The 19,153-nt window shown below is 73.6% G+C and carries 26 protein-coding genes; 23 read left to right on the top strand and 3 right to left on the bottom strand.

From position 1 onward, the window contains the following. Positions 1 to 9 precede the first annotated feature (9 nt). From hisH to hisF, 4 genes are read left to right on the top strand one after another with little or no spacing between them, the layout of a single operon-like run. Complete coding sequence (hisH, locus tag ABT014_RS02745) at positions 10 to 645, top strand: imidazole glycerol phosphate synthase subunit HisH (protein ID WP_350636239.1); 636 nt, start codon at positions 10 to 12, stop codon at positions 643 to 645. Between the two features lie 20 nt (positions 646 to 665). Then, on the top strand, positions 666 to 1,391 hold the full coding sequence (priA, locus tag ABT014_RS02740; RefSeq protein ID WP_033824737.1) for a bifunctional 1-(5-phosphoribosyl)-5-((5-phosphoribosylamino)methylideneamino)imidazole-4-carboxamide isomerase/phosphoribosylanthranilate isomerase PriA: 726 nt from the start codon (positions 666 to 668) through the stop codon (positions 1,389 to 1,391). Beyond that, positions 1,388 to 1,822, top strand: coding sequence for a RidA family protein (locus tag ABT014_RS02735; RefSeq protein ID WP_350636235.1), 435 nt, complete (start codon positions 1,388 to 1,390; stop codon positions 1,820 to 1,822). The genes priA and ABT014_RS02735 overlap by 4 nt, the downstream gene beginning before the upstream one ends. Further along, positions 1,819 to 2,589, top strand: a complete 771-nt coding sequence (gene hisF / locus ABT014_RS02730; protein WP_350636232.1) for an imidazole glycerol phosphate synthase subunit HisF — start codon at positions 1,819 to 1,821, stop codon at positions 2,587 to 2,589. Before ABT014_RS02735 ends, hisF begins: the two co-directional genes overlap by 4 nt. Before the next feature lie 25 nt (positions 2,590 to 2,614). On the opposite strand, the gene ABT014_RS02725 is transcribed toward hisF, so the two are convergent. Continuing rightward, positions 2,615 to 3,394, bottom strand: a complete 780-nt coding sequence (locus ABT014_RS02725; RefSeq protein ID WP_350636229.1) for a VOC family protein — start codon at positions 3,392 to 3,394, stop codon at positions 2,615 to 2,617. Between the two features lie 141 nt (positions 3,395 to 3,535). Beyond that, positions 3,536 to 4,177, bottom strand: a complete 642-nt coding sequence (locus tag ABT014_RS02720; protein WP_350636226.1) for a TIGR03085 family metal-binding protein — start codon at positions 4,175 to 4,177, stop codon at positions 3,536 to 3,538. Positions 4,178 to 4,316: 139 nt separating this feature from the next. Between ABT014_RS02720 and ABT014_RS02715 the strand changes: the two genes are divergently transcribed. After that, on the top strand, positions 4,317 to 5,012 hold the full coding sequence (locus ABT014_RS02715; protein WP_350636223.1) for an ester cyclase: 696 nt from the start codon (positions 4,317 to 4,319) through the stop codon (positions 5,010 to 5,012). A 31-nt stretch (positions 5,013 to 5,043) separates the two neighbouring features. On the opposite strand, the gene ABT014_RS02710 is transcribed toward ABT014_RS02715, so the two are convergent. Beyond that, entirely contained in the window at positions 5,044 to 5,556 is a 513-nt protein-coding gene (locus tag ABT014_RS02710; RefSeq protein WP_350636220.1) for a hypothetical protein, read from the bottom strand. Between the two features lie 115 nt (positions 5,557 to 5,671). On the opposite strand from ABT014_RS02710, the gene ABT014_RS02705 reads away from it, so the two are divergent. The 18 genes from ABT014_RS02705 (at position 5,672) to ABT014_RS02625 (ending at position 18,732) form a co-directional block, all read left to right on the top strand. Then, on the top strand, positions 5,672 to 6,112 hold the full coding sequence (locus tag ABT014_RS02705) for a hypothetical protein (protein ID WP_350636217.1): 441 nt from the start codon (positions 5,672 to 5,674) through the stop codon (positions 6,110 to 6,112). 36 nt (positions 6,113 to 6,148) lie between these two features. Next, on the top strand, positions 6,149 to 6,523 hold the full coding sequence (gene hisI, locus ABT014_RS02700; RefSeq protein WP_350636214.1) for a phosphoribosyl-AMP cyclohydrolase: 375 nt from the start codon (positions 6,149 to 6,151) through the stop codon (positions 6,521 to 6,523). 45 nt (positions 6,524 to 6,568) lie between these two features. Then, positions 6,569 to 8,086: an anthranilate synthase component I gene (locus ABT014_RS02695; RefSeq protein ID WP_350636211.1), complete on the top strand. Its 1,518-nt coding sequence runs from the start codon at positions 6,569 to 6,571 to the stop codon at positions 8,084 to 8,086. A gap of 49 nt (positions 8,087 to 8,135) precedes the next feature. After that, on the top strand, positions 8,136 to 8,714 hold the full coding sequence (locus ABT014_RS02690) for a Uma2 family endonuclease (protein ID WP_350636893.1): 579 nt from the start codon (positions 8,136 to 8,138) through the stop codon (positions 8,712 to 8,714). Between the two features lie 7 nt (positions 8,715 to 8,721). Further along, positions 8,722 to 9,342, top strand: coding sequence for a TIGR02234 family membrane protein (locus ABT014_RS02685; RefSeq protein ID WP_350636208.1), 621 nt, complete (start codon positions 8,722 to 8,724; stop codon positions 9,340 to 9,342). Between the two features lie 150 nt (positions 9,343 to 9,492). Then, positions 9,493 to 9,753: an HGxxPAAW family protein gene (locus tag ABT014_RS02680; RefSeq protein ID WP_350636205.1), complete on the top strand. Its 261-nt coding sequence runs from the start codon at positions 9,493 to 9,495 to the stop codon at positions 9,751 to 9,753. A 124-nt stretch (positions 9,754 to 9,877) separates the two neighbouring features. Next, positions 9,878 to 10,318, top strand: coding sequence for a DUF2752 domain-containing protein (locus ABT014_RS02675; protein WP_350636202.1), 441 nt, complete (start codon positions 9,878 to 9,880; stop codon positions 10,316 to 10,318). 241 nt (positions 10,319 to 10,559) lie between these two features. Further along, the gene (gene trpC / locus ABT014_RS02670; RefSeq protein ID WP_350636199.1) at positions 10,560 to 11,372 is read left to right on the top strand and encodes an indole-3-glycerol phosphate synthase TrpC; all 813 of its coding nucleotides are present in this window, start codon (positions 10,560 to 10,562) and stop codon (positions 11,370 to 11,372) included. Positions 11,373 to 11,380: 8 nt separating this feature from the next. Next, positions 11,381 to 11,530 (top strand): tryptophan biosynthesis modulator TrpM, encoded by a 150-nt coding sequence (gene trpM / locus ABT014_RS34555; RefSeq protein ID WP_502894814.1) that lies wholly within the window; start codon positions 11,381 to 11,383, stop codon positions 11,528 to 11,530. 58 nt (positions 11,531 to 11,588) lie between these two features. After that, positions 11,589 to 12,827: a tryptophan synthase subunit beta gene (gene trpB, locus ABT014_RS02665; protein WP_350636196.1), complete on the top strand. Its 1,239-nt coding sequence runs from the start codon at positions 11,589 to 11,591 to the stop codon at positions 12,825 to 12,827. A gap of 2 nt (positions 12,828 to 12,829) precedes the next feature. Further along, positions 12,830 to 13,639, top strand: a complete 810-nt coding sequence (gene trpA / locus ABT014_RS02660; protein ID WP_350636193.1) for a tryptophan synthase subunit alpha — start codon at positions 12,830 to 12,832, stop codon at positions 13,637 to 13,639. A gap of 150 nt (positions 13,640 to 13,789) precedes the next feature. Next, positions 13,790 to 14,218 (top strand): helix-turn-helix domain-containing protein, encoded by a 429-nt coding sequence (locus ABT014_RS02655; RefSeq protein ID WP_350636190.1) that lies wholly within the window; start codon positions 13,790 to 13,792, stop codon positions 14,216 to 14,218. 32 nt (positions 14,219 to 14,250) lie between these two features. Then, on the top strand, positions 14,251 to 14,634 hold the full coding sequence (locus tag ABT014_RS02650) for a DUF4180 domain-containing protein (RefSeq protein WP_350636187.1): 384 nt from the start codon (positions 14,251 to 14,253) through the stop codon (positions 14,632 to 14,634). Positions 14,635 to 14,797: 163 nt separating this feature from the next. Next, positions 14,798 to 15,055: a hypothetical protein gene (locus tag ABT014_RS02645; protein WP_350636184.1), complete on the top strand. Its 258-nt coding sequence runs from the start codon at positions 14,798 to 14,800 to the stop codon at positions 15,053 to 15,055. Between the two features lie 152 nt (positions 15,056 to 15,207). Then, a complete protein-coding gene (locus tag ABT014_RS02640) occupies positions 15,208 to 15,723 on the top strand; it encodes a MauE/DoxX family redox-associated membrane protein (protein WP_350636181.1) in 516 nt (171 codons plus the stop codon). A 55-nt stretch (positions 15,724 to 15,778) separates the two neighbouring features. Further along, positions 15,779 to 16,636, top strand: a complete 858-nt coding sequence (locus ABT014_RS02635) for a DsbA family protein (RefSeq protein WP_350636178.1) — start codon at positions 15,779 to 15,781, stop codon at positions 16,634 to 16,636. A gap of 182 nt (positions 16,637 to 16,818) precedes the next feature. Beyond that, complete coding sequence (gene lgt / locus ABT014_RS02630; protein WP_350636175.1) at positions 16,819 to 17,811, top strand: prolipoprotein diacylglyceryl transferase; 993 nt, start codon at positions 16,819 to 16,821, stop codon at positions 17,809 to 17,811. Positions 17,812 to 17,994: 183 nt separating this feature from the next. Further along, the gene (locus ABT014_RS02625) at positions 17,995 to 18,732 is read left to right on the top strand and encodes a VIT1/CCC1 transporter family protein (RefSeq protein WP_350636172.1); all 738 of its coding nucleotides are present in this window, start codon (positions 17,995 to 17,997) and stop codon (positions 18,730 to 18,732) included. Positions 18,733 to 19,153 lie beyond the last annotated feature (421 nt).

Genomic DNA, 19,153 nt, shown 5'->3' with positions numbered 1-19,153 from the left:
GAACCTCTCATGGCCAAGAACGTCGTCGTGCTGGACTACGGCTCCGGCAACCTGCGCTCCGCCCAGCGGGCCGTCGAGCGCACCGGCGCGAACGTCACCGTCACCTCCGACTTCCAGCAGGCGCTCGACGCCGACGGCCTGCTGGTGCCTGGCGTCGGCGCCTTCGAGGCCTGCATGCGCGGGCTGCGGAAGGTCCGCGGCGAGGTGATCATCGGACGCCGGCTGGCCGGCGGGCGCCCGGTCCTCGGCATCTGCGTCGGGATGCAGATCCTGTTCGAGCGCGGGGTCGAGCACGGGGTGGAGACCGCGGGCTGCGACGAGTGGCCCGGCACCGTCGAGCCGCTGGACGCGCCGATCGTCCCGCACATGGGCTGGAACACCGTGGACGTCCCCGCGGGCAGCCGGCTGTTCGCCGGGCTGGACCCGCAGACCCGCTACTACTTCGTGCACTCCTACGGGGTGCGCAGCTGGGACCTGCGGGTCACCAACGACAGCATCGCCGCCCCGCTGGTCAGCTGGACCACGCACGGGCAGCCGTTCGTCGCCGCCGTGGAGAACGGCCCGCTGTGGGCCACCCAGTTCCACCCCGAGAAGTCCGGCGACGCCGGCGCCGCCCTGCTGACCAACTGGGTCAACACCCTCTGAGCCAGGAGCCTGTCCTACCGATGAGCCGCCTCGAACTCCTCCCCGCCGTCGACGTCCGCGACGGCCAGGCCGTCCGCCTGGTCAAGGGAGCCTCCGGCACCGAGACCTCCTTCGGCGAGCCGCTCGCCGCCGCCCTCGCCTGGCAGCACGCCGGCGCCGAGTGGCTGCACCTGGTCGACCTGGACGCCGCCTTCGGGACCGGCTCCAACCGGGAGCTGCTCGCCGAGGTCACCGGCCGCCTCGACATCAAGGTCGAGCTCTCCGGCGGCATCCGCGACGACGCCTCGCTGGCCGCGGCGCTCGCCACCGGCTGCACCCGGGTCAACCTGGGCACCGCCGCCCTGGAGACCCCGGAGTGGGTGGCCAAGGTGATCGCCGAGCACGGGGACAAGATCGCGGTCGGCCTGGACGTGGTCGGCACCACCCTGCGCGGCCGCGGCTGGACCAGGGACGGCGGCGACCTCTACGAGGTGCTCGCCCGCCTCGACTCCGAGGGCTGCGCCCGCTACGTGGTCACCGACGTCAACCGCGACGGCACGCTGACCGGCCCCAACCTGGAGCTGCTGCGCAACGTCTGCGCGGCGACCGACCGGCCCGTGGTCGCCTCCGGCGGTGTCTCCTCGCTCGACGACCTGCGCGCCATCGCCACCCTGGTACCGGAAGGTGTCGAGGGTTCGATTGTGGGCAAGGCCCTCTACGAGCAGAAGTTCACCCTCGAAGAGGCCCTGGAGGCTGTGTCCCGATGACCGATACCCCGGCCGCGCCGCGTTCGCACCGAGTCTCCGGATCCTCCCCCTGGGAGGAGCAGTTCGGATTCTCCCGGGCCGTCGCGGTCGGGGACACCGTCCTCGTCGCTGGTACCACCGCCTTCGAGGACGGGCTGGTCCAGCACGAGGGCGACCCGTTCCGGCAGACCCTGGCCGCCTTCGGGGTGGCCCTCAAGGCGCTGGCGCCGTACGGCCTTTCGGTCGCCGACGTGGTCCGCACCCGGATGTACCTGACGCACGTCCGGGACTGCGACGAGGCCGGCCGCGCGCACAAGCAGCTGTTCGACACGGTCCGGCCGGTCTCCACCATGGTCGTGGTGGAGGGCCTGATCGACTCCCGGATGATGGTCGAGGTCGAGATCGAGGCCTACCGCGCCGGGCTGGCAACCTCTTCGGAAGGCACGCAGTGACCCTCGCGGTACGAGTCATCCCCTGTCTGGACGTCGACGCCGGACGGGTCGTCAAGGGTGTCAACTTCCAGAACCTGCGCGACGCCGGTGACCCGGTCGAGCTGGCCAAGCTCTACGACGCCCAGGGCGCCGACGAGTTGACCTTCCTCGACATCACCGCCTCCTCCGGCGACCGGGCCACCACCTACGACGTGGTGCGGCGCACCGCCGAGCAGGTCTTCATCCCGCTCACCGTCGGCGGCGGCGTGCGCACGCCCGAGGACGTGGACCAGCTGCTGCGGGCCGGCGCCGACAAGGTCGGCGTCAACACCGCGGCGATCGCCCGGCCCGAGCTGATCCGGGAGATCGCCGAGCGGTTCGGCCGGCAGGTGCTGGTGCTCTCGGTGGACGCCCGCCGCTGCCCCGAGGGCACGGTGACCGCGTCCGGCTTCGAGGTGACCACGCACGGCGGGCGCCGCGGCACCGGCCTGGACGCCATCGAGTGGGCCGCCCGCGCCGCCGAGCTGGGCGCCGGCGAGATCCTGCTCAACTCGATGGACGCGGACGGCACCAAGGACGGCTACGACCTGGAGATGATCCGGGCCGCCCGCAAGGCCGTGGCCGTCCCGGTGATCGCCTCCGGCGGCGCCGGCAAGCTCGCCGACTTCGCCCCCGCCGTCGACGCGGGCGCGGACGCGGTGCTGGCCGCCAGCGTCTTCCACTTCGGCGACCTGCGGATCGACCAGGTCAAGGAGAGCCTGCGGGAGGCGGGGCACCCGGTCCGCTGAGCGCCGCCGCCCCCGCCGGGCGGGCTCAGGACTGCGACTGGGCGCTGCTGATCACCGCGAACCGGGCGCCGGCCGGGTCGGCCAGCCAGGCCATCCGGCCGATGCCCGGCGCGTCGGTGGCGGCCATGACCACCGAGCCGCCGCCCGCCGTGGTCCGGGTGACCACCCCGTCGACGTCCGCCACCTCGAAGTACGGCAGCCAGTGCGACCGCCCGTGGCCGTCCTCGAGGCTGGCGACCCCGCCGAAGGAGGCCTCCTGCTGGTCGCCCTCGGCGGTGGAGAGCGTCAGGTAGGTCATCCCCGGCACCTCCACCTCCTGGCTGCGCCAGCCGAACAGCGTCCGGTAGAAGGCGGTGGCGGCCGCGCGGTCGCCGGTGTGCAGCTCGGCCCAGCACAGGCTGCCGGTGACCGTCACGGCGTCCAGGCCCTTGACCCGGGCGGGCTGCCAGACGGCGAACTCGGCGCCGGTCGGGTCGGTCAGGCAGGCCATCCGGCCCGCGTCCATCACGTCGAAGGCGGGCACCCGGACGGTGCCGCCGGCCTGCTCGGCGGCCTTGACCACCGCGTCCGCGTCCGGGGTCTGGAAGTACACCGTCCAGGCCGGGGCGGCGCCCTCGTCCAGGCCGCCGAGCGCCGCGACCGTCCGCCCGTCCTGCTGGAGGAAGCCGTAGCCGCCGGCCTCGGGCCCGGCCGAGCTGAACGACCAGCCGAACACCTCCCCGTAGAAGGCGGCGGTGGCCGGGATGTCGCGGCTGCCGAGGTCGAGCCAGCTGGGGGAGCCGGGCTGGTGATCGGTGCTGAGCATGGGTGCTGCTCCTTCGACGGGACCGGTAGGGGCTGCGGCCGGGCAGGGCGGAGCGGCGTGCGCCGCCACCACGACGCCCGGCCGGGAACAGGCTGACACAGCCCACCGACAACCCGTCGCACCTCGCCGGCCCCGGCGAGGTCAGGGCATCGGCAGGACCCGCTTCAACGCCGCCACCGCCGTCTCGGGCCCGCTCACGGACACCTCGGCGCACGCCCCGCGGCCGTACCCGAACAGGACCAACTCGCCCGGCTCCCCGGTCACTTCGACGGTCGGCGCGCCGGCCCGCCCGAACTCCGCGCGGCGCCCGTCGGGGTGCACCAGCGCCAGCTGGACCGGCAGCCGGCGGCCGTGCTCGAACCGCATCAGCGAGGGCAGCCGCCGCCACAGCGCCTCCGCCAGCCCCGGATCGACCGGCTCCGGGCCCACCGCCGCGCCGGCCCGGCGGACGTCCTCCGCGTGCACGAAGTACTCCACCATGTTGGCCACCTCGTCCACCCCGGGCAGCGCGAACGGCGACAGCCCGGGCGGCCCGGAGCGGAACAGCCGCACCAACTCCCCGTACGGGCGCTGCGCGAACCCGTACTGCACCCGCCGCGTCAGGCCCGCCAGCGCCCGCACCCGGATCCCCGCCGCGGCCACCGGCCGCCGCTCCCGCAGCACCAGGTGGGCCGCCAGCTCCCTGGTCCCCCACCCCGCGCACCGGGTGGGTGCGTCGGGGCCGGCCGCCGCCAGCAGTCCGGCCAGCCGTTCGCGTTCCGCCCGTGCATGCCTCGTCGCCATGCGGCACAGCGTAGGGCGTGTCCGACGAGCCCGAGGCTCCGGCCGCCCTTGTGGTGCCGGGGGAGCGGGAGGAGGAGAGTGGAAGACGGCGCGATCGACGGACGCAGGCAGGCAGGGGGAGGGAACCGGGAGGCCCGAGATGACCTTTGTACAGATCGTCGAGTGCCGCACGCAGCGGCCCGACGAGCTCAACCGGCTGATGGACGAGTGGATCGAGCGGACGCGCGGCCGGCGCACGGCCACCCACGCGATGGTCGCCGCCGACCGGGCGGACGCCCAGCACATCGTGGAGATCGTCGAGTTCCCCTCCTACGAGGCGGCGATGCGCAACTCCGGGCTGCCGGAGACCGACCGGATCTTCCACGAGATGGTGGCCCTGTGCCAGGAGCCGCCCACCTTCACCGACCTGGACCTGGTCCGGGACGACCGGTTCCACAAGGAGGCGGCCCGCAGGCTGCTGGTGGACACCGCGCGCGGCGACATGACCCCGCTCGACCAGCTGCTCGCACCGGACTACCGCGACCACGACCCGACGATGGACGGCGACACGGTCGGCCCGGCGGCCGTCCGGCAGATGATCGAGAACTACCGCAAGGCCTTCGACTTCACCTTCGACATCCACAGCCAGGTCGCCGAGGGCGACATGGTGGCCTGCCGGTGGACCTGGCGGGGCACCCAGATCGGCGAGTACCAGGGCATGCCCGCCACCCACAGGACGATCGAGGCCGACGGGATGACGATGTTCCGGTTCGAGGACGGCATGGCCAAGGAAGGCTGGTGGAGCTGGGACGCCGTCGCGATGATGCAGCAGCTGGGCCGGATGCCCGCCTCCTGAGCCGGCTGCCCGCAGACCCGTGGGTGGAGCGTCAGCGCAGCGACCCGGTCAGCTTCTGCCCGCCCTGGTGGTCGCTGACGGCCAGGGTGCAGGTCGCCTTGTGCATCCCCTGCTGGTAGTACTGCAGGTAGGGGCCGAGCGGGAAGCCGTAGTACGGGCCGCCGCCGCCTTGGCGCTGCTCCCACTCGGCCAGCGGCGCCTTGCACAGGTCGCGCAGCGCCCGGCCGATCAGGGTGTCGCTGGTCAGCCCGTCCGGCAGCACCACGTTCGCGATCGCCTCGGCGTCGTGCGGCTGGGCGCACGGCCGCTCCTCGGCCCGGGTGACCTGCTCGCTCAGCTGCGGGTGGTCCAGGCAGGTGCCCGGCAGGAAGTACGGGTAGGGCAGCACCTCGGTCGGCGTCGGGCTCGGGCTGGCCGAGGGGCTCGGCGAGGGCGGCGGTGGCGCGGCCACCCGGTGCCCGCCCTCCGGCCACAGCAGCACCGCCGCACCGACCACCAGCACCACCACGGCGACCACCGTCGCCACCACCCGCCGCTGCCGCACCGCTGCCCCCTCGACTCGCAGCCATTGTCGCCGCGGCCGCCCGCCGCCGACAGCGGTTCGACGAATTCCGGCTACGCTGGCCGCGGCACGGCCCTGATCGAGGGGTCAGAACTTCATGCGTGTGGGGATCATCGGGCACGAGGGCCTGTCTGACCTGACCGAGATGCTGGTCCGCGGCGAGCTGTGGCGGCTGGTGACCGGCTACGGCGCGTACGAGCTGGTCGGGGTCGGCTGCCTGGCGCCCGGCCCGGAGACCTGGTTCGCCCGGGCGGTGCTCGACCACGGCGGGCGGATCGAGGTGATCGTCCCCGCCACCGCCGCCGGTCGACCCGGGCACCGGTTGCTGGACCGGGCGGGCGCCGTGCACCGCCTCGCCCCGGTCGCGTACGGCGGCCTCGGCGAGGACACCGACCGGGCGCTGGTCGGCATGATCGACGAGCTGATCGCGGTCTGGGACGGCCGGCCCGGTACGCGGCCCGCCGCGGTGGTCGAGGCGGCCCGGCGGGCCGGGCTGTTCGTCCAGGTGGTCTGGCCGCTCGGCTGCGAGAGCCCATGATCCGCCGCCCCCGCCCCGGCTGCCACAATGGACGGCATGTCCACCACGCCCGCCGCCCCCGGCACCACCGACCTCGACCCGGCCGTCGCGGCCCGCCTCAAGCGGACCGAGGACGGGCTGCTGCCCGCCATCGCCCAGCAGTACGACACCGGCGAGGTGCTGATGCTGGGTTGGATGGACGACGAGGCGCTGCACCGCACCCTGACCACCGGCCGGTGCACCTACTGGAGCCGCAGCCGCCGCGAGTACTGGGTCAAGGGCGACACCTCGGGCCACCTCCAGCACGTCAAGAGCGTCGCGCTGGACTGCGACGGCGACACCCTGCTGGTCAAGGTCGACCAGGTCGGCGCCGCCTGCCACACCGGTGAGCGCACCTGCTTCGACGCCGACCAGCTGCCGCTCGCTCGGTAACCTGACCCCGACATCCGCCCGCCTACCCGAACGGTGCCCCGATCCATGGACCTTGAGGCATTCCGCAAGCTCGCCGCAGACACCCGGGTCATCCCCGTCACCCGCCGGCTCCTGGCGGACGGTCTCACCCCGATCGGCGTCTACCGCAGCCTGGCCGCCGAACGTCCCGGCACCTTCCTGCTGGAGTCGGCCGAGCAGGGCCGCAGCTGGTCGCGCTACTCCTTCGTCGGCGTGCGCAGCGCCGCCACCCTGACCGTCGGCCCGGACGGCGGGGCCCGCTGGCTCGGCGCGCCGCCGGTCGGCATCCCCACCGACGGCGACCCGCTGGAGGTGCTGCGGGCCGCGCTCGCCGCCCTGCACACCCCCCGGCACGCCGACGACGGCCTGCCCCCGCTCACCGGCGGCCTGGTCGGCTACCTCGGCTACGACATCGTCCGCCGCCTGGAGAAGCTGCCCGACCTCACCCCGGACGACCTGCGGCTGCCCGAGCTGACCATGCTGCTCGCCACCGACCTCGCGGTCCTCGACCACGTGGACGGCAGCGTGGTGCTGATCGCCAACGCGGTCAACCACAACGACCTGGACACCGGCGTCGACGAGGCCCACGCGGACGCCGTGGCCCGGCTGGACGCCATGCAGGCCGACCTGCTGCGCCCGGTCGACCCGGGCCTGGCGACCTTCACCCCGACCGCGGCCGACGCCCGGTCCCCGTTCGGCGGCGAGCCGTACCGCAGGGCCGTCGAGGAGGTGAAGGAGCGGATCCGGGCCGGCGAGGCCTTCCAGGTGGTGCCCTCGCAGCGGTTCGAGGCGCCCTGCCCGGCCAGCGCCCTGGACGTGTACCGGGTGCTGCGCACCACCAACCCCAGCCCGTACATGTACCTGTTCCGCTTCCCCGGGCCGGACGGAGGCGCCGAGGGCGGCTTCGACGTGGTCGGCTCCAGCCCCGAGGCGCTGGTGAAGGTGACCGCGGGCGAGGCCATGGTGCACCCGATCGCCGGCACCCGGCACCGCGGCGCCACCCCGCACGAGGACGCCGAGCTGGCCGCCGAGCTGCTCGCCGACCCCAAGGAGCGGGCCGAGCACCTGATGCTGGTCGACCTCGGCCGCAACGACCTCGGCCGGGTCTGCGAGCCGGGCAGCGTCGAGGTGGTCGACTTCATGGCGATCGAGCGCTACAGCCACGTGATGCACATCGTCTCCACCGTCACCGGCCGGGTCGCCCCCGGCCGCAGCGCCTTCGACGTGCTGACCGCCTGCTTCCCGGCCGGCACGCTCTCCGGCGCGCCCAAGCCGCGGGCGATGCAGATCATCGAGGAGCTGGAGCCCACCCGCCGCGGCCTGTACGGCGGCTGCGTCGGCTACCTGGACTTCGCCGGCGACTCGGACACCGCGATCGCGATCCGCACCGCCGTGATCCGCGACCGCACCGCCTACGTCCAGGCCGGCGCGGGCGTGGTCGCCGACTCCGACCCCGCCGCCGAGGACACCGAGTGCCGCAACAAGGCGGCCGCCGTCCTGAGCGCCGTCGCCACCGCCAACACCCTGCGCGCGCCGCTGTCGTGAGGACAGCAGGGCTGTCGAGTCGGATGAGGAGGCGGACGGCGTGACCGCGATGACCACGGCGAGTGCCTGGGACGTCCTGGAGGGCACCAACGTCCCGAACGGCTACCGCGTCGAGATCACGGACGGGAAGATCATCATGACCCCCCGGGGGATGGCGCAGATGAAGGTCATCTTCAAGGCCGCCCGCCAGATCGAGGACCAGCTCGCCGGCCGCGGTGACTTCATCTCGGATGTCATGGTCGACTTCCCCTCGGCCCTCCACGGATACGCGCCCGACCTGGCCATCATCGCCCCAGGTGCCGAGCTCAACGGCCGCGGCCGGTACGAGTGGCACGACCTGGAGGCCGTCCTCGAGGTCGCCTCGCCGTCGAGTCAGGACAACGACTTCGTCAAGAAGCTTCGGCTCTACGCCGAGTGCGGCATCCCGGTCTACGCGGTGATCGACCCGCGCGAGGGCATGTGCACGGTGCATTCCGCCCCGCAGCGGTCGGGGGTGTATCGCGAGATCGAGCGGGTCCCGTTCGGCCAGGACCTGACCGTTCCGTTGGAGGGACGCACGGTCGTGATCACTACCGACGGGTTCCCGCGTGACCCCGGGCGGTCGGTCGGGTGTGCGGGTCAGGGATAGTGGACGGGTGACCGAACAGACCGCACCCCGCCCCACCGACCGCCGCAGCCTCGGCCTGATGCTGCTGCTCACCGCGCTCGGCGCCGTCCTGGTGCTGACCGCGGTCGGGCGGACCTGGGCGCGGGGGGTGGTGACCGGGCTGGACGGTGGCCGGCTGGAGATCAGCGCGGCCGGCTCCACCCTGACCGGGCTGCCCGGGGGCCTGGCGCTGGTCGCGCTGGCCGCGGCGGTGGCGGTGTTCGCGGTGCGCGGCCGGGCCCGGACGGCCGTCGGCGTGCTCACGGTGCTGGCCGGGGCGGGCGCGGCGGCGGGCGCGGTGCTCGGTGCCACCGACACCGCGGGCCTGCACACCGAGGCCGCCCGCAAGCTGGCGCTGGCCGACGCGCACGCGCAGGCCGTCACCCACTCGTTCTGGCCCTGGGTCGCGCTCGCCGGCGGCGTGCTGCTGGCCCTGGCCGGCCTGCTGACCGTCCGCTCCGGCCGGTACTGGCCGGCGATGGGGGCCCGGTACGAGGCGCCGACCGCGGCCGGCGCCCGCCCGGGGAAGGCCGCCGGGGCGCCGCGGCCGGCGAGCTCCCCGGCCGACCTGTGGAAGGCGCTGGACCGCGGCGAGGACCCGACCGGCTGATCCCGCCGCCGCTGCCCGGCAGGTGTGACGAGGGCTACCGGGCCCCCCTTTGGGGCTTGACGTAACGGCCCGGCACAATGGAAGGCGTCAACCCGTCGAGCGCCACGCGGCCGCCCGCCCGGGACCCGGAGAACCAAGGAGCACCAGCAGATGTCGGCAGCAGCGCACGGCCACACCCCCGCCGCCTGGACCGGCGTGACCATCGCCTTCATCGGCTTCACCGTCAGCGGTGTCGCCATGATCATCCCGAGCATCCCGCTCTTCTGGGCCGGTCTCGTGGTCGTCCTGGCCGCCGGCGTGGTGGGCAAGGCCATGGCGATGGCGGGCATGGGCAAGCAGCCCAGCCAGAACTTCGCCCCCGCCCCGGCCGCCCTCGAGGTCGAGGAGCGCACCGCGGTCGGCGCCGCCTGACCCGCGGCACACCCCAGCGGTACGGGAACCAGCGGTACGGGACTCAGCGGTACGAGCGGCGGGCGCGCCACGCCCGCCGCTGCGCGTTCGCCCGGGCGGACCCGCGGCCGGGCACAATCTCAGCGTGAACGCTCCCGCCGCCCCCGCCTCGCCCGGCTCCGCGCTGCGCAGGCTCGGCCGCCCGCTCGCCGCCCTCGTGGCGGTCGCCGCCCCGACCGCGTACGTCGCCGCGGTCGACCCCAACGCCCCGGGCCACTACCCGACCTGCCCGGTGCTGCAGGCCACCGGCTGGTGGTGCCCCGGCTGCGGCGGGCTGCGCTGCGTGCACGCGCTGGCCTCGGGCGATCTCAACACGGCCGGCCATGACAACCTGCTGGTGCTGGTGTTCGCGGTGGTGCTCGCGGTGTTCTGGCTGCGCTGGGTTTGGGCCGCACTCACCGGCGGACCGGCCCCCAGGATCTCGTTCGGCCTGCGCCAGACCCTCCTGCTGGTCCTGCTGCTGGCCGTCTTCACCGTGCTGCGCAACCTCCCGCCGGGCGCCGGACTGGCCCCGCCGGCGGTCTGAACCGGCGGGCGTCCGGGCGCGCGCGCCGGCGCTCGGGAGGTCCGCTCCGCGAGACGCGAGCCGGTCGGATGCGCTGCACGCCCCCGGCGCCCGATACCATCGAAGGGCCGACGGGTACGCGGAAGCACAGGATCCTCACCGATCCGGGCGAACCGCCACCCGGGGCCAGACCCACTGCAAGACCCGGCGGGGCCCGAACCCCGCCGGCTCACAGCCAGCAGAAGATGATGGGGGCGCTCGCGTGAGTGTGCTCGACGAGATCATCGACGGGGTCCGTGAGGACCTCGCCGAGCGACAGGCCCGGGTCACCCTGGACGAGCTCAAGGAGCTCGCCGCCAAGGCGCCCGACGCGAAGGACGGCGTGGCCGCCCTGCGCGGCGACGGCGTCCGGGTGATCTGCGAGGTCAAGCGCTCCAGCCCGTCGAAGGGCGCGCTGGCGGCCATCGCCGACCCGGCCGCCCTGGCCGTGGACTACGCCGCGGGCGGTGCGGCCGCGATCAGCGTGCTGACCGAGCAGCGCCGCTTCGGCGGCTCCCTCGCCGACCTCGACGCCGTGCGCGCCGCGGTCGACACCCCGGTGCTGCGCAAGGACTTCATCGTCACCGCCTACCAGCTCTGGGAGGCCCGTGCGCACGGCGCCGACCTGGCGCTGCTGATCGTCGCCGCGCTGGAGCAGCCGGCCCTGGTCTCGCTGATCGAGCGGGCCGAGTCGATCGGCCTCACCCCGCTGGTCGAGGTGCACGACGAGGAGGAGATCGCCCGCGCCGTGGACGCCGGCGCGCGGATCATCGGCGTCAACGCGCGCAACCTCAAGACCCTCGAGGTGGACCGCAACACCTTCGGCAACGTGGTGGACGCCATCCCGGCGCACATCGTCAAGGTGGCCGAGTCCGGGGTGCGCGGCCCGCACGACCTGATCTCCTACGCCAACCTCGGGGCGGACGCCGTCCTGGTCGGCGAGTCCCTGGTGACCGGCAAGGATCCGCGGACCGCGGTCGCCGACCTGGTCGCCGCCGGCGCCCACCCGGCGCTGCGCAACAACGGGCGGGGCTGACCCCGACCGTGTCACTCGCCTCCCGCCTCGCCCCCGGCTGCCGCCCGCGCGGCTGCCGCGCGCCCGCACGCCGGGTGCTGGGGCGGCGGGTGCGGTACGTGATCGGCTGCGAGCCGGGACAGGTGCCGGGGCGCCGATGGCGCGGGACGCACGGCTGACCGCGAGGTCGCCGACCCGTCACCGCACGCCATCCCCTTCACCGCAAGGACTCTCTCCATGTCCGAGAACTACCGCCCGGGCACCCAGGTCCCGGACGCCCGCGGCTATTTCGGCGCCTACGGCGGACGCTTCATCCCCGAGGCACTGGTCGCCGCCGTCCAGCAGGTCGCCGACGAGTACGAGAAGGCGAAGGCCGACCCGGCCTTCATCGCCGAGCTCGACCTCCTGCTCAAGGACTACACCGGCCGCCCGAGCCCGCTGACCGACGTCCACCGGTTCTCCGCCGAGGCCGGCGGCGCCCGGGTCCTGCTCAAGCGCGAGGACCTCAACCACACCGGGTCCCACAAGATCAACAACGTGCTGGGCCAGGCGCTGCTCACCCGGCGGATGGGCAAGACCCGGATCATCGCCGAGACCGGCGCGGGCCAGCACGGCGTGGCCACCGCCACCGCCTGCGCGCTGTTCGGCTTCGACTGCACCATCTACATGGGCGAGGTCGACACCGAGCGCCAGGCGCTCAACGTGGCCCGGATGCGGATGCTCGGCGCCGAGGTGGTGGCGGTGAAGTCCGGCAGCCGCACCCTCAAGGACGCGATCAACGAGGCGTTCCGCGACTGGGTCGCCAACGTGGACTCCACCCACTACCTGTTCGGCACGGTGGCCGGTCCGCACCCGTTCCCGATGATGGTCCGCGACTTCCACCGGGTGATCGGCGTGGAGGCCCGCGAGCAGGTGCTGGAGCGCACCGGCCGGCTGCCCGACGCGGTGGTCGCCTGCGTCGGCGGCGGCTCCAACGCGATGGGCATCTTCCACGAGTTCATCCCGGACGCGGAGGTCCGGCTGATCGGCTGCGAGGCGGCCGGCGAGGGCGCCGAGACCCCGCGCCACGCGGCCACCCTGACCAAGGGCGACCCGGGGGTGCTGCACGGCTCGCGCACCTACGTGCTGCAGGACGAGGACGGCCAGACCATCGAGAGCCACTCCATCTCGGCGGGCCTGGACTACCCGGGCGTCGGCCCCGAGCACGCCTGGCTGAAGGACACCGGCCGGGCGGAGTACCGCCCGGTGAGCGACGACGAGGCGATGCAGGCGCTGCGCCTGCTCTCCCGCACCGAGGGCATCATCCCGGCCATCGAGAGCGCCCACGCGCTGGCCGGCGCCCTGGTGCTCGGCCGCGAACTCGGCCCGCAGGCCACCCTCCTGGTCAGCCTCTCCGGCCGTGGCGACAAGGACATGCACACCGCCGCGCAGTACTTCGGCCTCTACGACGACCACGCCGCCGACGGGGGCAAGTGACCATGACCCAGACCAAGCTGAGCGCCACCCTCGCCGCCACCAGGGCGGAGGGCCGGGCCGCACTGATCGGCTACCTGCCGGCCGGGTTCCCGACCGTCGACGGCGGCATCAAGGCGATCCACGCCCTGATCGAGGGCGGCTGCGACATCGTCGAGGTCGGCCTGCCGCACTCCGACCCGGTGCTGGACGGTCCGACCATCCAGACCGCCGACGACATCGCGCTGCGGGCCGGGGTGAAGATCAAGGACGTGCTGCGCACGGTGGCCGAGGTGTCCGCCCGCAGCGACGCGCCGGTGCTGGTGATGACCTACTGGAACCCGGTGGACCGCTACGGCGTGGCCCGCTTCGCCGCGGACCTGGCCGCGGCGGGCGGCGCCGGCTGCATCCTGCCGGACCTCCCGGTGGAGGAGTCGGACGAGTGGCGCAAGGCCGCCGCGGAGCACGGGCTGGACACCGTCTTCGTGGTCGCGCCGAGCAGCCGCGACCGGCGCCTGGCCGAGGTCACGGCGGCGGGCTCCGGCTTCGTCTACGCGGCCGCGGTGATGGGCGTGACCGGCACCCGGGCGGCGGTCGGCAACCTCGCCGAGGACCTGGTCGCCCGGACCCGGGCCACCACCGAGCTGCCGGTCTGCGTCGGCCTCGGGGTCTCCTCGGCGGCCCAGGCGGCCGAGGTGGCCCGGTTCGCGGACGGCGTGATCGTCGGGTCCGCGTTCGTCCAGCGGATCCTGGACGCCGACGGTGACGAGCAGGCCGGCCTGACGGCCGTCCGGGCGCTGGCCGCCGAGCTCGCGGACGGTGTCCGCGCCGGCTGACCCTGCCCGTGCCCCGGAGGCCCGCCGGCCCTCGCCCTGCGAGGTGCCGGCGGGCCTTTCGCTTGACGGCCCTCGGAGAAACTTCCCTATCACTCCGTATCCAGTGCTAGTTTGAGTGCCGATAGGGAAGTAAAGGGAGTGTCGACGAGGATGTCTCAGCAGCTGTACTCGGTGGAGCAGGTCGCCGACCTGCTGGGCCTGCACGTGCGGACGGTGCGCGGCTACGTGCGCGACGGGCGGCTGGCCGCGGTGCGGATCGGCAAGCAGTACCGGATCGCCCGCGAGGACCTGGAGTCCTTCACCGGCCGCCCGGTGCCCGGCCCCGAGGTCGCCGCCGCCCCCGGCGGCGAGGTCACCTGCGTGGTGCGGCTGGAGGGGATCGACCAGGATCGGATGCAGCGGCTCACCACCCTGCTCACGGCCTCGCTGACCGGCCGGCCGCCGGGCGGCGAGCCGCTGCGGGTGGAGACCGTCCACGACGAGGAGCGGTCCACCGCCCGGCTCGTGGTGATCGGCGGCCTGGAGGACAGCGCCGAGATCCTCCGCCTGATCGCCGTGCTGACCGGGCAGCCCCGGTGACCGCCCGCCCGACCGAGGAGAGGACCGAACCCGTGCCGCAGGCCCTGCACGACCTCGACGGCGTCCCGGTGCTGCTGTGCACCGCGGACGGCCCACCGCTGGCGGGTGGGCAGGAGGCGCTCGACCTGATCGGCGAGGCCTTCGGCACCGGCGCCCGGTGGGTGGCCGTCCCCGCCGAACGGCTGCCGGCGGAGTTCTTCCGGCTGCGCACCCGGCTGGCCGGCGAGGTGGTCCAGAAGTTCGCCAACTACTGCCTCGGGCTGGCCGTGCTGGGTGACATCTCCCGGCACACCGCCGCCGGCACGGCGCTCGGGGACTTCGTCCGGGAGAGCAACGAGGGCCGCCAGCTCTGGTTCGTGGCGGACCTCGCCGAGCTGCGCGGGCGGCTGGCCCGGGAGCGCGGCACGGCGCTCTGACGGCGCGGCACCCGCCGGTGGCACGCCGAACGAGTGAACACCGGTGCCGACACGCATCGGTGACGGTTGACCGGCGTTGAGCGGAGGGACGACTCTCCGGTGCCCTGGGCCCTTCGTGGTTCGTGCACCGTTCGACCGATGCCGCTCCGCGAAAGGGCCGCCCGTGCCGTGCCTCCAGCGTTCCGTCCTGCTCCGTGCCGCTGCCGCCGCCCTCGCGCTGAGCGCCTGCGTGGGGGTGGACGCGGCCGTCGAGCAGGCGCTCGCCCGGCGCGGCGTGGAGCGGGCCCGGGAGGACGCGTACGTCTGCGGCGAGGCGGCCCGGCTGGCCGCCGAGGTGCGGGCCGACCGGGCCCTGCCGGGCGGCCGGATCCCGCTCGACGACCTGGCCCGGCGGGGCCGTTGCGCCGACCGCACCCCGTAGGGTGATCTTCGCCGAATCGGACATATGACCGCCTATGCTCACTCATTCGGCTTAATTCGTGAAACTGGAGGAACTCCCCCTTTTCCCCTACGGTTCATCAGGCAGGACGCCGCGCCCGCTGGGTGGCGGCGGCGAACGTAGGAGGGGGCCTGATGGCCAGTCAGCAGACCGCCGAGCCGGTCGCGGGTTCGCGGCTGCGCCGGGCGGTGGACGGCCCGGCGGCCGAGTGGTTCGGCCTGGCCGTGCGGCTGGGGCTGGCGGTGGTCTGGGGCTGGGCCGGGCTGGCGAAGATCTCCGACCCGGCCGAGGCGGCCCAGGCCGTCCGGGCCTACGAGATCCTGCCCGAATCGCTGGTCAAGCCGATCGGCTACGGCCTGCCGTTCCTGGAGCTGGCCCTCGCGCTGCTGCTGCTGATCGGCCTCGGGACCAGGATCGTCGCCGCGATCTCCGCGCTGCTGCTGCTCGCCTTCATCGCCGGGATCTCCTCCGCCTGGGCGCGCGGCATCTCCATCGACTGCGGCTGCTTCGGCGGCGGCGGCACGGTGGACGCCTCGAAGACCGAGTACCTCCAGGAGATCCTGCGGGACTCCGGCTTCCTGCTGCTGGCCGCGTGGCTGATCTACCGGCCGCGGACGAAGCTCTCGGCCGACGCCTGGCTCGCCGCCTAGGCGCGCCCGCCCGGCCACCCACCCCGGAGACCCGATTCCCTTGGAAACAGCACCCATGAGTGAGAAGAACCGAGAAGGCAAGCGCAACGCCCGCGACCGGATGCGTGAGGCGCGGGCCGCCGACGAGGCCCGCGACAAGCGCAAGAAGAAGCTGGTGATCGGCGGTGCGGTGCTGGCGGTGATCGCCGTCGCCGTGGTGGTCGGCGTGGTGGTGCAGGACCAGCGCTCCAAGCCGGAGACCCCGGTCGCCGCCCCGACCGGCGCGATCGGCGACAAGAACCTGGTGATCCCGGCCGGCCCGGCCAACGCCCCGTCCGTGCTCACCGTCTACGAGGACCCGCGCTGCCCGGCCTGCGGTTCCTTCGAGCGCCAGTTCTCGCCCACCGTCGACCAGTTGGAGGACGAGGGCAAGCTCTTCGTCAACTACCACGTGGTCTCCTTCATCGACCGTTCGCTCGGCGGCAGCGGCTCCAAGTACGGGGCCAACGCGCTCGCCTGCGCCCAGGACGCGGGCCACTTCCGGGACTACCACGACGTGCTGTACCGCAACCAGCCGGAGGAGACCAGCGACGCCTTCGGCAACAAGGCGACCCTGATCGAGCTGTCCAAGCAGGTCCCCGGCCTGGACACGCCCGCCTTCGAGGCCTGCGTCAACGACAACAAGTACGGCGACTGGGTGTCGTCGGTCCAGCAGGACTTCGACAAGTCCAGCTACAAGTCCACCCCGACCGTGCTGCTCAACGGCGAGCCGATCTACCCGAAGAAGGGTGAGGACCAGATCTCACCGGAGAACCTGGTGAAGTGGGTGGACGAGGCCAACGCCGGCAAGCCGCTCGGCACCCCCGGGCCGAACGGCCAGAGCCCCGCGCCGACCAGCACCGCCGCGGAGAGCAACACCCCGCCCTCCCCCTGACCGGGGCCCCGACCCGCCGCCGCACCTCCCGCCCGGGGTGCGGCGGCGCCGTGCTGCGCCCGGACGGCACCCGCGGCCCGGCCGGCGCAGGCGGTGGGTGGCCGGGCCGACGGTGTTTGGCCAAGCTGTGACCGGCTGCGGTGCCGGAGTGACGGGTGCGACACGGTAGCGTCGACCCTGCCATGGATATCGCTTACATTCCGAGCCCGTCGCGGGGCGTCCTGTACCTGGGGCCGATCCCGCTGCGCGCCTACGCCTTCTGCATCATCATCGGTGTCGTCGTGGCCGTGTGGCTCGGCAGCAAGCGCTGGGTCGCCCGCGGCGGCGCCAAGCACACCGTCGGGGACATCGCGGTCTGGGCCGTGCCGTTCGGCCTGGTCGGCGGCCGGCTCTACCACGTGATCACCGACAACCAGCTCTACTTCGGGGCCGGCCGCAACCCCTGGAACGCCTTCAAGATCTGGGAGGGCGGCCTCGGCATCTGGGGCGCGATCGCGCTCGGCGCGCTGGGCGCCTGGATCGGCTGCCGCCGCCGCGGCGTCCCGCTGCCCGCCTACGCGGACGCGATCGCCCCGGGCATCGCGCTGGCCCAGGCCTGCGGCCGCTGGGGCAACTGGTTCAACCAGGAGCTGTACGGCAAGCCGACCACGCTGCCCTGGGGCCTGAAGATCGACAAGGTGATGCCGGACGGCACCGTCACCACCGGCATCTACCACCCGACCTTCCTGTACGAGTCGCTCTGGTGCGTCGGCGTCGCCGTGCTGGTGATCTGGGCGGACCGCCGGTTCACCCTCGGCCACGGCCGGGCGTTCGCGCTGTACGTGGCCGCGTACACCGTCGGCCGGTTCTGGATCGAGTACCTGCGGATCGACGAGGCGCACCACTTCCTCGGCCTGCGGCTGAACGACTGGACCTCGATCCTGGTCTTCGCCGGCGCGGTCGCCTACCTGGTGGTCGTCGGGAAGAAGCGCCCGGGCCGCGAGGCGCCGGACTCCATCGACCCGGCCGCCGACGGGGCCGCGCAGGCAGTGGACGAGGACGACGCCGGGCCCGCCGGGCCCGCCGCCGTGCCGGCCCCCTCCCAGGAGAGCGCCGACCTGACCGATCCGGCCGGATCCGACGGGCCCGCCGAGGCCCCGGACAAGCCCGGGAAGAACTCCGACCAGCCCTCCTGACCAGCGGTTGTCCGGCCCTTCGGCCGCCCTCGCCCGACCCGGCGAGGGCGGCCGAAGGCGTGTTCGGACAGCCTTACTTTGCTGGAAACTCGCAGGTCAGATGGCTAACGTCGAGCTCAAGAGCCCTACGGGCAGCTCCGGCTGCACCCGGGGGGAGGAGCTCGACAGAAAGCTGGGACCACCATGACCGCGACCATCACCGAACCGACCGTCGAGGGCCAGCCGCGGATACCCCACGAGGGGCACCACCGCGACGTCAACGGCGGCTGGCTGCGGCCCGCCGTGTTCGGCGCGATGGACGGCCTGGTCTCCAACCTGGCGCTGATGACCGGTGTGGTCGGCGGCGACGTCGGCCGCACCGCCGTGATCATCACCGGGCTGGCCGGGCTCGCCGCGGGCGCCTGCTCGATGGCGGCGGGGGAGTACACCTCGGTCGCCTCCCAGCGCGAGCTGGTCGAGGCCGAGATCGAGGCCGAGCGCCTGGAGCTGCGCCGCAACCCGAAGGGGGAGCTGGCCGAGCTGGCGCAGCTGTACATCGCCAAGGGGGTGGAGCCGGAGCTCGCCCACGAGGTGGCCCGGCAGCTGTCGGTGGACCCGGAGCGGACCCTGGCGATCCACGCCCGGGAGGAGCTCGGCATCGACCCGGAGGACCTGCCCTCGCCGCTGGTGGCCGCCGCCTCCTCGTTCGCCTGCTTCGCGGTGGGCGCGCTGCTGCCGCTGCTGCCGTACCTGCTGGGCGCCACCGTGCTGTGGCCGGCGCTGGCGCTGGCGGCGGCCGGGCTGTTCGCCTGCGGCGCGGTGGTCGCCCGGGTCACCGCCCGCAGCTGGTGGTTCAGCGGACTGCGCCAGCTGGTGCTCGGCGGTACCGCCGCCGGGGTGACCTTCCTGCTCGGTCACCTGATCGGCGGCCAGGTCGGCTGACCAGGTGCGGCAGGGCGGGCGCGGGGGCCCGGGACGGCTGTGCGATGACACATGAGGTTGCATGGTTATGCCTGAGCATGCGTGATGTTCCGCACATGGGGGTGGGCCGTCGCCTGTCCTAGTCTCGGCGACAGGGACGGCCGCCCGAGGATTCCCAACTCCTCGACCGGCTGTCGGGATGGATTCGCAGGCGGGGTGCGTCCCGTCATGTGGACGGGGAGTTTCGGCCCTGTTTCGGGCCGCATGCGGACGGGCACACTGGTGGCAACGTGCGGACCAGGGCCAGTCTCCCCAGCCCCGGGCTAACCGCCGCAAACGGCGTCTGACCTGCGGATTATGTCCGCGATGTGGACGCGATATTCCACTTCTCGGGATATCCGGCATCATGTAACCTGCACGAAATCGCATCAGGGCCAACGTC

It is taken from the genome of Kitasatospora sp. NPDC094015 (genome assembly GCF_040304075.1).
Lineage (GTDB): Bacteria > Actinomycetota > Actinomycetes > Streptomycetales > Streptomycetaceae > Kitasatospora.
This window is presented reverse-complemented; position numbering and strand designations above follow the sequence as displayed.